The organism is Arcticibacterium sp. (assembly GCF_055134445.1).
The window spans coordinates 1-15,327 of record NZ_JBSRVI010000057.1; the positions used below are offsets into that span (position 1 = coordinate 1).

Here is a 15,327-nt window from a genome sequence, read left to right on the forward strand (position 1 = left end):
TAGGTCTATTTTTGTTTATTTATTACTGAAACTATTTGGCCTTTTGACTACAAAATCCAAAGGATGTTTGGTTTACAATAGGCAATTAACACCAATTTAACATTTATTCTTCCGTAGTAGGTTCATTTTCAGCACCTTCAGTTAACTCGTCACCTTCTATGGGCTCTACTTCATCATCCTTAACCACTTGAGTTACTGAAGCAATGGCATCATTCCCACTGAGTTTAATAAGCCTTACACCTTGAGTCGCTCTTCCCATTACTCTCAGATCTGCTACATTCATTCTAATGGCAATACCTTTGATGGTAATAATCATTAAATCATCTTCATCAGAAACCTCTTTGATAGCCACTAACTTACCAGTTTTCTCCGTAATATTTAAGGCTTTCACACCTTTAGCACCTCTAGAAGTAATTCTATATTCGTCAATGTTAGAACGTTTGCCATAACCATTTTCAGAAACCACCATCAACTGGGTATCTTCTCTACTCACGCATACCATGCCTATGGCATGATCGTTTTCTGCTAACTTTATTCCCCTTACACCGCTGGCACCTCTACCCATGGCTCTAGCAGCAGATTCATGGAATCTGACAGCTTTCCCAGCACTTGCTGCGATAATGATATAATCATTTCCGTTTGTTAGAGAAACATCTAACAGCTGATCACCATCCTTGATGTTAATTGCAATAATACCATTAACCCTAGGTCTAGAATAAGCCTCAAGTAATGTCTTTTTAACCGTACCGTTTTTGGTACACATGATGATATAATTATTATTTATATAATCTTCATCTGTTAAAGTTTTAACATTGAGAACGGCTCTAATTCGATCGTCGGATTCGAGGTTGATTAAATTCTGTATGGCTCTTCCTTTGGCCGTTTTGCTTCCTTCCGGCACTTCAAAAACTCTTAACCAGAAAAGCTTTCCTTTTTCTGTGAAGAACAAAAGGTAATTATGGTTGGTTGCAGAGAAAAGATGCTCCGTGTAGTCGGTATCTTTAGTTTTCACTGCTCTAGAGCCCACTCCTCCTCTATTCTGAGATCTATACTCTTGAAGAGCGGTTCTTTTTACGTATCCTTCATTTGAAACCGTAACTAGCATTTCATCATCAGGGATCATATCCTCAATATTGAAATCACCACCAGCCATTTCTATCTTAGATCTACGCTCATCACCATATTTGGCTTTGATATCATCCAGATCTTCTATTACTAATTCTTCCTTAATAGTTTCAGACGCAAGAATTTCTCTTAGCCTGTCCATCAATTTCTTGATTTCTTCGTATTCTGTAATAATCTTATCTCTCTCAAGTCCCGTAAGACGTTGAAGCCTCATATCCAAAATAGCCCTAGCTTGAATTTCGGATAGTTCAAATTGGGTCATAAGACCACTTCTAGCTTCATCTGGGTCTTTAGACCCTCTAATTAAAGCAATAACGGCATCTAGATTATCTAGAGCAATCAATAAACCCTCTAAGATGTGGGCTCTTTTTTCAGCTTCTTTTAGGTCGTACTCTGTTCTTCTTGTGATAACCTCAATTCTATGTGCCACATAGTGCACAATCATATCTTTAAGGTTAAGCGTATAAGGGCGACCCTTTACCAAGGCCACGTTGTTTACACTGAAAGAAGACTGTAATTGCGTATACTTATAAAGATTATTAAGAACTACATTAGGTACCGCATCTCTTTTTAAGTCATATACGACACGAAGCCCGTCTCTATCAGATTCGTCCCTTAGGTCTGAAATACCCTCAATTTTCTTGTCGTTAATTAGAGCTGCAGTTTTTTCAACCATGTTGGCCTTATTGACCATATATGGAATTTCTGTAATTACAATCTGCTCTTTTCCAGTTTTTGTTTGTTCAAAACTAGCGACAGAACGAATGACTATTCTTCCACGCCCAGTTTCAAAAGCAGATTTTACGCCAGAATAACCATAGATTATACCACCTGTAGGGAAATCAGGAGCTTTTATAAACTCCATTAAACCTTCGATGTCGATGTCTTTATTTGCGATGTAGGCTTTTATACCATCTACCACCTCTGTTAAATTATGAGGGGCCATGTTAGTGGCCATACCTACTGCAATTCCAGAAGTACCGTTTAACAGTAAATTAGGGATTCTTGCTGGAAGTACGGATGGCTCTTGAAGAGAATCATCAAAGTTCGGCTGATAGTCAACCGTTTCTTTGTTAATATCTGCCAACATTTCTTCGGCAATACGCTTCAAACGGGCCTCCGTATAACGCATTGCTGCTGGAGAGTCACCATCCACTGAACCGAAGTTTCCTTGGCCATCTACTAATGGATATCTTAATGACCATTCCTGAGCCATACGCACCATGGTGTCGTAAACAGATGAGTCACCGTGAGGGTGATACTTACCTAGAACCTCCCCCACAATACGGGCAGATTTCTTATGGGCTCTGTTATGATAAACACCTAATTCTGACATGCCGTAAAGCACGCGTCGGTGAACTGGTTTAAAACCGTCTCTTACATCGGGAAGTGCACGTGAAATGATAACAGACATTGAATAATCAATGTATGCACTACGCATTTCATCTTCAATATTGATTGGAATAATGTTCCCGGATGGACTTGATTCAGGTATTGGATTATCGTTTTCCTCTGCCATAAATTAGTTTGAGAAGAAGATTAAGTTTAATAGATTTTAAAAGTGAACTTTTCACTCTTTTATAAGTTCAAAAATAGCTTTTTTTAGCCTCTTTTACAATGTTTTCTTCCATAAATCTGGCCTCCTTTCCTTGGTGCGTTCCAGAGCTTTTTCGCTACGCCAGTCTTCTATTTTCTTGAAATTACCTGAAAGTAAAATTTCAGGAACCTTAAGTCCTTGAAAATCAGCAGGTCGAGTGTATACAGGAGGAGATAATAAGCCGTCTTGAAAGGAATCTGTAAGGGCCGAGGTTTCATCATTCATGGCTCCCGGAACGAGTCTAATAATGGCATCTGTAAGAACTGCGGCTGGTATCTCTCCCCCACTCAAAACATAATCTCCAATAGATATCTCTCTGGTAATGTATTTTTCTCTTACTCGCTCGTCGATTCCCTTATAATGTCCACAGATTATAAGCAAGTTTTCTGTCAAAGAAAACCTATTTGTGCTTTGCTGATTCAATAATTCACCGTCGGGAGTCATGTAAATGATTTCGTCATAAACACGTTCTTTTTTGTAGTGCTCTATGGCATTTACCAACGGTTCCATCATCATAACCATTCCTGCTCCACCACCAAAGGCGTAGTCATCAATTTGTCGGCTCTTGCCCACACCAAAATCCCTAAGGTCAATGATGTTAACTTCAACTGTTCCGGCATCCATGGCCCTTTTAACTATAGACTGAGAAAAAAAGCCTTCGAGCAGCCCAGGCAAGCAAGTAATAATATCAATTCTCATATAATGAGTTTCAATTAATTTTCAGTATAAATTTCAATCAGTCCCTCTGGCAGATTTACATTCAGGATATTATTATCTCGTTCGATGTCTTTTACAATATCGTCTGAAATAGGAATTAATATCTCAATTTCATTGAGATTAAAAGCAATTAAATCTTGTCCAGCACCTTCGTAAACCTTCGTGACTATACCGATAATTTCTCCCGTCTTTTCTTCCTTTAATTGATATCCTGGGAGTTCATGATAGTAAAAGGTTTTGGTATCAAGTTTTGGTAAATTATCAATAGGTAAGAAAACTTCACAGTTGATAATTCCTTCTGTTTCTTCTATGCTCTCAATATCTTCAAACTTGGCAATAGATTTTTTGCCTCTTATTTGAAGTTCTTCAAAAAAGTAAGGTACTAATTCGCCTTTAATGTCTAAAAAAACAGAATCCAGCTCTTTATATAGCTCTGGTTCATCTACATCCATCCATAATGTAACCTCGCCTTTTAAGCCGTGAGGTTTTGTTATTTTACCAAGAAAGTAACACTCTTCTTTCGTCATGATTCATTTGTTGAGTTCCATTTTTATGAATTTTCTAAACGCAAACATTCATAATGTTCAAAGGTATTGAATTGATGGAATATTATTAAAAGGCATTTAAACAAAAAAACCCCACTTTGAATAAAGTGAGGTTTTTTTAGAAACTATAATAAATTATTCTGCAGCAGGAGTCTCTTCAGTAGCATCTGCTTCTGGAGCAACTTCTTCAGTAGCATCTTGAACCACTGGCTGAGAAGCAGCTAACTTTAATGCAGCTTCTGCGTCAGCAGCAGCTATAAGAGCTTGTTCTGCTTCTACTTTCTTAGCTATTACACCTTCTTTTTTCTTAGTTTCAGCCGCTAATGCAGCTTTCTTGATGTCTGCTTTACTTAAAGCTAATTTAGAAATTCTTTCTTCTCTAGCTTTAGCTTTGTTATCTAACCAAGTTTGGTGTTTAGCATCTGCATCTTCTTGAGAGATAGCACCTTTAACCACTCCAACTTGAAGGTGTTTTTGGAACATCAAACCTTCAACAGATAAGATTTTTCTTGTCGTATCAGTAGGCAATGCTCCTACCATTAACCAATGTAATGCTCTTTCGTTATTAAGAACTAAACCTGCAGGAGTTGAATTTGGATTGTATTGTCCTAATTTCTCGATGAACTTACCATCACGTGGTGCTCTTGCGTCTGCTACAACGATGTCGTAAATTGCTCTTTTCTTACGACCATGTCTAGCTAATCTGATTTTAACAGCCATTATTTAAATGTTTGTGAGGGAACCCGTCCCTCGGTTATTTTTGGACTGCAAAAGTACGTCTTTTTAAATACAAAGACTAAAACATTTTAAAATTAAAAAAGAAATAAGCCTATAAGCCGAATTCTGTATTCCAAATACATGGAACTCTTATCATTTATCTAGGATTTCAATCACTCGAAATCTCTATCGATTTACCCATCCTGACCACCCGTAGGTATTTCACCGAGCAAGTGAAAATTCAGAACTTATTTAATCTTTCAGCTCATGAGGTTTACATTGCCATTGACATCGCTGCCAATGCGGTGAGCCCTTACCTCACCTTTTCACCCTTACCTTTTATTACCCTAAAGAACAAATGGCGGTATATTTTCTGTTGCACTGGCTGTAAGCAAACGGTCACCCATTTACTCCCTACCCGTTAGGTAGCATGATGCTCTATGCTGTTCGGACTTTCCTCTCCCTTATTCTAGGCAGCGATAAGACAGCTTATTTCTTTGGCACAAAACTACTCAATTTTACTTCTAAATCTCCTTTTGCTTTCACAGTTGTCATTAATCCTTCCGCTTTTAAATAAACTTCGCCGGGAGTCAGTTCTTGTAATTTTCCTTTTAAGCTTACTCCGCTTTTAAAATCTGAATTAAGAAAACCATCTATAGAGGATATGGCACCTTTAAAAATAGGATCTACAGGTAGTCCAAAATTGTTTTCTACTTGGCGTGTAAGGCTGCCTGACATCATCCAGGCTGCGGTTTTCATGAGTAAACTTTTCGTTTTTACGTCAAAATCTACATTTTTTAAGACTATTTCGCGTCTTTTTGTATCGTAGACAGGATCGCCCTTTAAAAAGATTACACCGTTTAAATCACCGCTGGTGTTGACTTGGATAATGACTTTGTTGTTTTCTCCACCATATATTTTCAAGCCCATAATTTCAATTTCCTTCCCGCTTCCAAGAGCCATTTTTTGCCCCAGAAACATTCCTTTGGCTATTTTCTCAGCTTCACTGAAAGTAACCAAATTGTAGAGATGAATCTCAAAACCTTTGGGAAGATAGTTTGCAAATTTTATTGGGGGCAAATGTGTAGAAATTTTCACCGGAACATTTATTTTACCCACACTAGAATTAACGAAAGCCTTGATGGCTACAGAGGTTTTGATATTATAATTATCAAACTTCAATTCGGTCATTAAAATGTCTTGGGGAATGGCCCTCACCCATAAATTATACTCAGTAGAAATATTTACAGGTTCTTTAATGCTATTCCATATTTTTAATACCGGATTTATCAGATCTATTTCATCAGATATTTTATCGTCTATTAGTCTGGCAATACTGGTTTGATAATTATCAATGATGCCGCCTATAATGCTGGAGACAGGAATTGAAAAACCAGCAAAACTTAGTTTAGGCTGACTTACCCACTCGAAACCTTCGGCGTTCGTAACCGTTTTAAGTTTCCAATCGGAAGATATAAAAGGTTTAGAGGAAAAATTCGCGACTATCTCAAACTCGGTAGAAGGTGTTTTGGTCATACCTAAAACCGTAACTTTTTTCTCAACCCATATTTTTAAAGGCACCTTAAATTCAAATACTCCCTCACCTCTGTGTTTAAATTTCAGATCGGTGTTTTTCCAGATTTTATACTTTAGATCGTCTTCATTGAAGGTTGTATCCGAATAAATCAAGCCCTTGAAGTTTTGATTTATTTGACGCTCAATCTCCTTGATATCAATGTTCAAAGGCACAGTGATATAAGAGACCTTATTGGTAAGGCTATCTAAACCTGCCGTGCTATAAGACTCCGAAGGGGCTTCTGCTGTATACTTTTTACTACAACTTAAAGAAGTTGCTAAAATGCTAAGGCTTAAAATGAACAAGTGTGGCACCGTAGCCAAACTTCTCTTTCTGAGCCTCTTTAAACCATTCCACATGATCATGCGATGCTAAATATTTATGAATGAAGTTTTTAAGATGTCCGTTTCCAACGCCGTGAATAAGTGTTAACTCCATCACGCTTCCGGCCACAGATGTATCTATTTCGTTTATGAAGTAACTCTTTTGCATGTCAAATATTACATCGGTGTTTTTAGTAGTAATACCAATTTTATCTGCATGCAGGTCTACCGTCTTGGTTTTATTGAACGCATAGATATCTACGAATGGGCTTTCTATTTTTTCCTTAGCTTGATTCATGTCCTCAGGCTTAGCGTCTAAGGATAAGGTTCTTAAAAATCCAGAACGTTCAGAAAAAGGAAATTCTATTTTGCTTTTGAATAGGTTTGCCGCCTTTAATTTAAACTCTATGGTTCGTAGCGGTTGATTGGGTTTATCTTTTTCAAAGAAAATCAAATCTATCTTCCACTTTGACCAAGAATCAAATTCCTCTTTCTTTAAATCCTCATATATCCTTGCTTCTGTTTCTGAAGGAGCTTGCCCAGAAACAAAATTTATAAAAGCTCCATTTTTAAAGACAGAAAGGACAAAAGAGACCTCTTTAGACGTTTCATTGATAAAATATGGTCTAAATAAATAATCGTTGATTTGATCAAAAGCCAGCGAAATTTGATTCTTAGCAATTTTCTTACTCTCTAAAATCTTATCTAAAGCCTCGGCAGACTTTTTACTTTCTGCTACGTTGAAATATTGTTTTTCCGCTTCTGAGATCCGGACCAATTCCGAAGCCATTGTAGGTAAATCAAACCCATCTGTAGTTTCAATATCAATAAAATCTCCTTTGACCTTTACAACCACACCCTCTTCTGAAGAACGGAGCATTCTTACCTTATCCCCTACTTTAAATATTGACATTCTTGCTTGTTCTTTAGTTTGTTTTAGGAAATCTATTTCTTAAAATGAACATCCTTGAAGATGCTCGATTTTTTCAAGTTGATTAAATTTTAAGCCCCGACCTTTTAAAAATTTATCCACCACTTGGCTACGTCTATTTGGCTTGACTTTAAAAGTATCGACTTCATCTTTTAACTTCCATATAAAACCCTTGCTTTGTTCCGCTAGTTCATTTGTTTGCTGGAACCGCCATCATTATCGGGTCTCCCCTTATTACGCCTACATTTAGATCTCGGCCATTTAGAACTCCTTATCAAGATTTCTTACAGAAACCTAATAATGGATTAGTAAGTACCAAAATACTTTCTGAAAGCCCATTCTAAGGAAGCCAATAATAGTAAAAGAGGTAATAACCATTTTAAATTAATGATTTCTCTCAGATCTTCGGTATTCACAAGTTTTGACGGGGCTTTGGCATCTTTAAGTTTTTGTGCTAATAAACCAAATTCATCTGAATGATAGAATTGCCCACCATTTTTGGAGGCGAGCGTTCTTAAAAAGTCAAAGTCAGCCGTGGTACTGAGGAATTCAAGGTCTTTATCTTTAATGACAAACTGTCCTGCACTGGATTGTGATTTTCCTAAGACTATTCCTTCTGCCTTATAATTATAAACACCCGGCTCTAAACTAGAAATTTCAAAAGTGTTGCTTTGCTCGCTCACTTCATAATTGAAAGTTTTAGCATAACCTCCTGGACCACTAATAGCGAGGTTAACCTTTACATTTTTAATTCTTTCATACAAATCGTCATAGGCTTCAGTAATAAAAACGACAGATTCATCTATGTCTATTTCATTTTGACTGGTATAGACCCTAAGTTTTTCTTTGTCTGCCTTTACAGAAATTAACTGTAATGACTTTAAGATGAAGTCGTCTACGGCTTCGTGGTTGTCGTTTATATAGTATTCTTCCATCCTCCACTGCCAAATACCCTCTGCAGAAAATACGGCTGCCTTTCTGTTGGCATTGGTGTTGACTGCTAGTAATGGTCTATCAGTAAGTACGCTACCCACTTTTTGGTAAAGTATGATATCAGAGCCAGGAAAGCTTCTGTATTCTCCAAATGGAACAATAACTGGAGGCAACTTGGCGATAATATTCCGTAAATTTTCTTCAGATATAAACCTTGCAAAAGAGGCATTATAAGCGGCTGTTACTTGGTCTGTTTTTCCTGCTTGACCAGCGATGCCCAAAACTTCTTGCATGCCATTAAAGCGACTAATGTCAGTTTGAGCACCTAAGACAAAGAATGTTGGTTTCATCTTGGCCAGCAACCTTGATGTTAAATCCACATATTCTGCCTTAGAGTCTGGCAGCTGATGTAAAATGAGAATATCAAAATTTTTGGCTAGAATGTCACTGGCTTTATCGGTTTGGACAATATCAACGTCCAATTCGAACAGGGGATTTTTTTCAATGATAGATTTCAAAGCCTTAATATCTGGATGCGGAGCCAATCCTACTAAAAGGATCTTTTCTTTTCCATCTACCACATCTATCACTAAATCTCTGTAATTGTTTCTTGTATTGCTCTCTCCTTCTAAGGGTAAAAGCAGGATGGTGTATCTTTGCTTCCCAATATTCTTAGCGTTTAATTGAAAAGAGATGGTTTTGAAGTCGTCGTCAGAATTAAATGCTACTATTTTTCTTTCTATGACCTCGTCTTCTCTCTTAATTAAAACTGTGGTTTGCTTTCCATTATAAAGCTTAGCCAGAATATCTACTTGTACAGGAAATGAGTTTCCTAGATAAGCTAGTTTATTGGCTGTTAACCCTTTAATAGATAAATCTCTCTTAATGGTACTGTCGCCCAAACCTATCGTTTCAATCTCAAAAGGAAATGGTCGAAGAAGTGGAGAAAGACCGGAATTGGCAATTCCATCAGATATCAACACTACTTTTTTGAGGTTTTCACCACTGAATTCTTCATTCAGATTTCTAAAAAACGAGCCAAAGTCTGTTTTCTTCGACTTAAAAGTAAGAGAATCTATAGCATTGAAAGACTTTTCCGTATTTAACAAACGTATTTCAGTTTGATAATCAGAATCTGTCAATTCATTATAAAAAGCTTCTAAATTTCTTTTAAATGTTGCTATTCCATCTTTTCCAAGCTCAGAAATGGAGCCAGAATCATCTATTCCTATAACCAAAATAGGTTTAAGTGTTCTGACGGTGTTGGATCTTAAAAGAGGGTTTAACAGTAAAAAACAGACTAAGGCTACTATGATGGCTCGTACTCCAGCTAGGATGGCATTATTTCTTTTATTCAGCGTAGTTTTTTTTGAATATAGCAGCCAAGCATAAGCTATACCAATAACTATACACCATAAAACAAGCCAAGAAGAGTTCTGAAAAACGAGTTTAGAATTCATTAATTATTATTAATTACATCACCATTCCACCGTCCACCACCAAGGTTTGACCCGTAATGTAAGTAGACATGTCAGAACCTAAGAATACGCAGGCATTAGCGATGTCGGTGCCTTGGCCAGCTCTTTTTAATGGAATTCCTGATAGCCATGTTTTCAAACTATCTTCATCTAAAGCATGTGTCATTTCTGTTTCGATAAAACCAGGGGCAATGGCATTGCATCTTATACCTCTAGAGCCTAGCTCCTTAGCTACCGATTTAGTCAATCCAAGGATACCTGCTTTAGAAGCAGAGTAGTTTACTTGACCTGCATTTCCTGTAAGACCAACAACGGAAGTCATATTTATGATAGAACCACTTCTGGCTTTAAGCATAGGTCTGGTAATGGCTTTGGTTAAATTGAAAATAGATTTCAGATTAACTCTGATAACCTCATCCCAATTGTCCTCACTCATTCTCATAAGCAGGTTATCTCTGGTGATTCCTGCATTATTTATTAAAATATCTACTTTACCAAAATCCTCTAACACATTCTTAATAAGCTCTTCAGCTGCATTGAAATCTGAGGCGTCAGATTGGTATCCTTTAACTTTTATGCCTTCAGCGGCTAGTTCTTTTTCTAAAGCTTCACCCTTTTCTACACTAGATAGGTATGTAAAAGCAATGTCTGCACCTTGTTTCACAAATTCTCTTGCAATGCTATTTCCGATTCCGCGTGAAGCACCAGTTATAAGGGCTACTTTTCCTTTTAATAAACTCATTTAGATTTTTTTCTATTAGTTCCGTCTATAATAATAACTATCTCTCCTTTTATGGAGCGTTCAGCAAAATTAGCAAGAATTTCGGATAAAGTGCCACGCACATTCTCTTCATGAATCTTGGTCAATTCTCTTGATACGCAAGCTCTTCTGTCAGAGCCAAATAACTCAATAAATTCCGCTAGAGCTTTTAGCAGCCTATGTGGAGATTCATAAAATATCATGGTTCTGGTTTCCTCCTGAAGACTTTCTAGTTTAGTTTTTCTTCCTTTTTTTGGCGGTAAAAAACCTTCAAAAACAAAGGAATCTGAGGGCAAACCAGAATTAACAAGAGCGGGCACAAAAGCCGTAGCTCCAGGTAAACATTCTACATCAACCTCATTTTCAATACATTCTCTAACCAGCAAGAAACCAGGGTCCGAAATGGCCGGAGTGCCGGCATCAGAAACCAATGATATCACACTGCCGCTTTTAAGCATTTCAATGATATTTTTCAATTGCTTATGCTCATTAAAGATATGGAAGCTTCGCATTGGTTTCTTAATTTCCAAATGCTTCAAAAGTATGCCTGTTTTTCTGGTATCTTCCGCCAAAATCAAATCAGAACCTTCTAATACTTTAATGGCTCTTAAGGTTATGTCATCCAAATTTCCGATAGGTGTCGGTACTATTTTCAAAGACATATTCTTGTTTTTTTCAAATTATCTAAAATATTTTAAGCGATTTTATCAAAAAAACGCTTTTAGGCAGAGTTTTTGGTGAATCGATGTTATAACTAATCTCAATTTATAAAAGCCATGATAATAATTACTTTAACCACTGTTGCATTGATTCTTATACTTTTATCTAAAATTCAAGAAGAGGATGTGTTAAAGGCTCCGAAGAGCTATGTAACAAAATTAAGAAGCCGTCCGAGATCAACAAACTATTAGTGTTTATCAGGGCATAATTGTGGATAAAGGTGATTTAGTTCCTGCTACTTGATTTAGAATAAGTCGAAATTTAGCATAATGGCCTATTAAACTTTAAAAAGCATGATTATAGTCGCTCGTTGCTTAGCTTTTAAAAGAAGCTTTTTTCCAGGGAGGATATAAACATTAAATTCTCTTTATCAACAATTTACCGCTAAAGCAACTTGTCAATGGCCTCGGCAAGTTTTCTGTCCTTTTCCGTTACAGTATTACCTTCGCTATGCGTTGATAGTTTTATTTCCACCTTATTCCATTCGTTATTCCATGACGGATGATGATTTTGCTTTTCTGCCAAAAGTGCTACTCTTGACATGAAGGCAAATGCCTCACTGAAGTCTTTAAATGTGAATGTTCTGCTGAGTGTATCATTTTTCTCTTCCCACATAATATTTTTTTTTCTAAAGTTAGAATAAAAATTGGACAAGAAAAAAGCCTTCACAGTTTCCTGAGAAGGCTTTTTCAGCAGAGGGAGAGGGATTCGAACCCCCGGACCTGTAACAGTCAATAGTTTTCAAGACTACCGCATTCGACCGCTCTGCCATCCCTCTGTTTTAACTTTGAATGTTCGTGTTATTCAAAATCGAGGTGCAAAGGTATTCTACTTATTTGAATTGTCAAGGCTTTGACTAAAGTTTTTTCATGTTTTTTTCTGCCGTTATTCTTCTAAGTTTTCATGCTTAATTATAAAGGCATGATTACGAATTAGTTGCACAATATCGCTCTTGATATTTAGAAAGTGGATGGCTCAAAAAAAAACTATTATCTGTTACAAATGGTTTTGAAAGAACAGTATTCACAGTTTTTTAAGTCTTCTGTTTGACTAAAAGGAATGTCTATATCTAGTATTTCTTTCACCAATGTATCTAGAGCTTCCTCGGTTTGGCTTAGGAGTTCTTCCTTACCAAAAGATTCTTGCTGTAAGAACTCCGATAGGTCTCTGAAAGAATACATTCCCGAAATGACCTCGGCATGCTCTGGAACGACAAAGCCTTTTACTTCACCAAAACTAGATATATGGTTATATATGAGGTATTTGTAGATAATTAACTGCCTGAATTTGGCTTTATTGGCATTAGAAAATGTTTCTATGAAATTTGATCTGCTAGAAATATTTAAATCACTGGAGCTTACTTGACCCGTTTTAAAGTCAATCAAGTACAAAGCATTTTCGGTAAACTCAATGCTGTCAATAAGTCCCGCTATTTTGTATTCAATTTTCTCTTCACCATGAAAGGTGTAAAGCTCTTTGAAAAATTTATCTTCCACAGACACTATTTGCCTTTCTTTACCATCAAAAATGCATTTTTCGTAATACTGCTTTAAAAGCTTTTCAGCCATCTTCCTATAAATAAGGTTAATGCCTCTATCTACCTGATAACCTTCAAAGTGCTCTTGAAAAACGCGATCTAAAACCCAAGGAATGGCGGCTAAAACATTGGGCTGTAATTCTGGTTTTATGGCCATTTGTAAGCCTATAGTTTCTTTGGATACTATTTCAATGCTTTCGTGAATCCAGTTACCAAAAACATCCGCTCCAAAGGTTTCCTCAATTTCATCAGCCTCTTTTAAGCCTAGAATTTTGGAATAATAAAATTGTAAGGTACAATTATAGTATTGGGAAATAGAGGAAGCAGACAAGCCCCTATTTTTCAAATAAGTCTTGATTTTTTCTTTAAGCTCTGGTTCTTTAAAGATGACAATTTCATCTAATTTCCGGTCTAAACTTTCTTTCGGGAAATCAATGAGCTTTTCTTCTATTTTGATCAGAGGGTTTTCTTTGGCAAGTCCATTAATAAGCTGAAGTACAAAACGGCTGGCGTCTTTACTCCCTCCTATTCCCGTAGATTTGGCATTGGTAAAAATGATATCGACTTTCTTTGCTCTCATCAGCAAACGATAAAAGTGATAGGCCATAATGGAATCTTGGTCAGAAAACACAGGAATACCATAGGCCCTGCAGGCTTCAAAAGGTATAAGAGAATTATTCTTGTTTGACGATGGGATAACCCCTTCATTGAAGGAGAAAAGCACCACATGTTCAAAATCCAAACATCGGGTTTCGAGCAAACTCATGATTTGTAAAGGAGCAATAGGCTCCCCAGTAAAAGGTACTCTTTCGAGTTTAGATAGCTCTTTGAAAAGTAACTTTATGGCAAGTAGGCTGAGTTGTGAATGTTTTCCCAATTCATCTTGAATCCTATTTAAAACAGAATAAAACAACATAAAGAACTCCTTCTCCATACTGTCTAAATCTTCGAATATTTGCTCTCTTAAAATCTCTGTTACCGTTTTTAAGGCTCTGACTGCTTTAGCGGCGTCGCCATTCCAAGAGGTGAAAAGTGGCACAAGTAGTGCTTCGTTAGGTATAAAATCTGTCATTTCTCGCTCAGAAATGAAGACCTTGTTTTTGAGAATTATATCTTGTTTTTTTAATGTGAAAGGTTGCTCTGATTCGTAAACTTTTACTTCATATTTTTTAAGAAGTGGATCGGTTAAGATCTTTTGGACGAAAGCGTGGCTATAGCGTGTCCCTTGTTGATTTTTTAAAGAGCCTATACCTTGTAGTTCAAATATGGTGCTGATAAGCGACGACAGTTTAGACTGGGCCATTCCTAAACCCATCGTAATGTTATAATCTTCTACCTCCTGTCCTAAAGAGAATAATAGAGGCTGAATGAGGTTTTCATCAGGCACTACAAAAACGGTATTGTCTTTGGTTAAAAACTGTGCTCCTACTTTGGTTTGTAAGGAGTTAAATGGACTTTCATAAATGTTAACTTCTTTCTCAGATGTGGATAAGAGGGTTTTGGGTTCGTTCCACTCTCCAAATAAATGTGTCTTTCTATATCTTCTTAAAACATCTCCGGCTTGATGGTTGGTATTCATAAACCATGTGTCGGTATCCCAAAGGCAAGTGGCTGTTTTAGCTTTTACTAAAGTGCTTATAATTTTCTCCTCAGATTTACTAAGAGCATTTAATCCTATGAAATAGAAGTGCTTATAAGTCATATCTTCCAACACTATTTGTTCCAGATCTTCAGCGAGTAAGCGATACGCCATCCCTCTATATGCTTTGTTTGCATCTCCTAGCTGCTTCCTAAACTCGAAATAAACCTTGGATAGGTTTTCGTATAAATCGAAATAGGAATGTGTGTGTGCTGTTGACTCAATGGTTTTATGGCTATCTGGCTCCCATCTTTTTAAAGCCTCGGCTTCACTCATGTAGTTAAACAAGGCTTTAGGGTCTTCTACTAAGTATTGATCAATTAAATCGAAATCTTTAAGAACCGTAGGAGACCAAGAAATAAAATCTTCGAAATTTATAGCCTTGTCAATTTTCTTATAACATTCATAAAGATCAAAAATTAAGGATACCTGATCCGAAATCTGGAGACCAGAGAGCTTACAAACGAAATCGTCGATAGCAAAAACCTCTGGGGATACGAAAGGGATTTCTGATAATTCAGAAAGCTCCTTCTTAAAGAAAAAGGAAGCCCTCCTACTCGGTAATACGACGCATACATCTCTTAGTTCTTTTAAGAAATGTTGTCCAAAAACTGTTGAAGCGGCGTCTGCTAAAAAAGTTGTCATTGATTTCAATTGATTATTATCGAAGATAGCGGATTTAATATTTTAATCCTTTTAGGATTCCAAAGATGGGTTAAGAATCATTTT

The 15,327-nt window shown here is 36.7% G+C and carries 11 protein-coding genes, 1 tRNA gene and 1 other RNA gene; all 13 read right to left on the bottom strand.

What is annotated here, in order from left to right; all coding sequences use genetic code 11:
- Nucleotides 1-103: 103 nt before the first annotated feature.
- The 13 genes from gyrA to ACTBZY_RS07860 all read right to left on the bottom strand — a co-directional run bounded on the left by gyrA (nucleotide 104) and on the right by ACTBZY_RS07860 (nucleotide 15,243).
- Complete coding sequence (gene gyrA, locus ACTBZY_RS07800; RefSeq protein WP_463045768.1) at nucleotides 104-2,644, bottom strand: DNA gyrase subunit A; 2,541 nt, start codon at nucleotides 2,642-2,644, stop codon at nucleotides 104-106.
- Between the two features lie 93 nt (nucleotides 2,645-2,737).
- Nucleotides 2,738-3,421 (bottom strand): tRNA (guanosine(37)-N1)-methyltransferase TrmD, encoded by a 684-nt coding sequence (gene trmD / locus ACTBZY_RS07805; RefSeq protein WP_463045769.1) that lies wholly within the window; start codon nucleotides 3,419-3,421, stop codon nucleotides 2,738-2,740.
- A gap of 14 nt (nucleotides 3,422-3,435) precedes the next feature.
- Nucleotides 3,436-3,966, bottom strand: a complete 531-nt coding sequence (rimM, locus tag ACTBZY_RS07810; protein WP_463045770.1) for a ribosome maturation factor RimM — start codon at nucleotides 3,964-3,966, stop codon at nucleotides 3,436-3,438.
- Nucleotides 3,967-4,119: 153 nt separating this feature from the next.
- Nucleotides 4,120-4,704: a 30S ribosomal protein S16 gene (locus ACTBZY_RS07815; RefSeq protein WP_463045771.1), complete on the bottom strand. Its 585-nt coding sequence runs from the start codon at nucleotides 4,702-4,704 to the stop codon at nucleotides 4,120-4,122.
- A 96-nt stretch (nucleotides 4,705-4,800) separates the two neighbouring features.
- Nucleotides 4,801-5,197: RNase P RNA component class A (gene rnpB / locus ACTBZY_RS07820), an RNA gene on the bottom strand.
- The gene (locus ACTBZY_RS07825; protein WP_463045772.1) at nucleotides 5,191-6,636 is read right to left on the bottom strand and encodes a DUF4403 family protein; all 1,446 of its coding nucleotides are present in this window, start codon (nucleotides 6,634-6,636) and stop codon (nucleotides 5,191-5,193) included. The genes rnpB and ACTBZY_RS07825 overlap by 7 nt, the downstream gene beginning before the upstream one ends.
- Complete coding sequence (locus tag ACTBZY_RS07830) at nucleotides 6,563-7,513, bottom strand: Smr/MutS family protein (RefSeq protein ID WP_463045773.1); 951 nt, start codon at nucleotides 7,511-7,513, stop codon at nucleotides 6,563-6,565. The genes ACTBZY_RS07825 and ACTBZY_RS07830 overlap by 74 nt, the downstream gene beginning before the upstream one ends.
- 323 nt (nucleotides 7,514-7,836) lie before the next feature.
- Nucleotides 7,837-9,924 carry a vWA domain-containing protein gene (locus ACTBZY_RS07835; RefSeq protein WP_463045774.1) on the bottom strand — a complete coding sequence of 696 codons (2,088 nt, stop codon included), beginning with the start codon at nucleotides 9,922-9,924 and terminating at the stop codon, nucleotides 7,837-7,839.
- A gap of 13 nt (nucleotides 9,925-9,937) precedes the next feature.
- The gene (gene fabG, locus ACTBZY_RS07840) at nucleotides 9,938-10,684 is read right to left on the bottom strand and encodes a 3-oxoacyl-[acyl-carrier-protein] reductase (protein ID WP_463045775.1); all 747 of its coding nucleotides are present in this window, start codon (nucleotides 10,682-10,684) and stop codon (nucleotides 9,938-9,940) included.
- Nucleotides 10,681-11,364: a 16S rRNA (cytidine(1402)-2'-O)-methyltransferase gene (rsmI, locus tag ACTBZY_RS07845; RefSeq protein WP_463045776.1), complete on the bottom strand. Its 684-nt coding sequence runs from the start codon at nucleotides 11,362-11,364 to the stop codon at nucleotides 10,681-10,683. Before rsmI ends, fabG begins: the two co-directional genes overlap by 4 nt.
- Before the next feature lie 442 nt (nucleotides 11,365-11,806).
- Complete coding sequence (locus tag ACTBZY_RS07850; RefSeq protein WP_463045777.1) at nucleotides 11,807-12,037, bottom strand: 4a-hydroxytetrahydrobiopterin dehydratase; 231 nt, start codon at nucleotides 12,035-12,037, stop codon at nucleotides 11,807-11,809.
- 78 nt (nucleotides 12,038-12,115) lie between these two features.
- A tRNA-Ser gene (locus ACTBZY_RS07855) sits at nucleotides 12,116-12,200 on the bottom strand.
- Between the two features lie 211 nt (nucleotides 12,201-12,411).
- Nucleotides 12,412-15,243, bottom strand: coding sequence for a PD-(D/E)XK nuclease family protein (locus ACTBZY_RS07860; RefSeq protein ID WP_463045778.1), 2,832 nt, complete (start codon nucleotides 15,241-15,243; stop codon nucleotides 12,412-12,414).
- Nucleotides 15,244-15,327 lie beyond the last annotated feature (84 nt).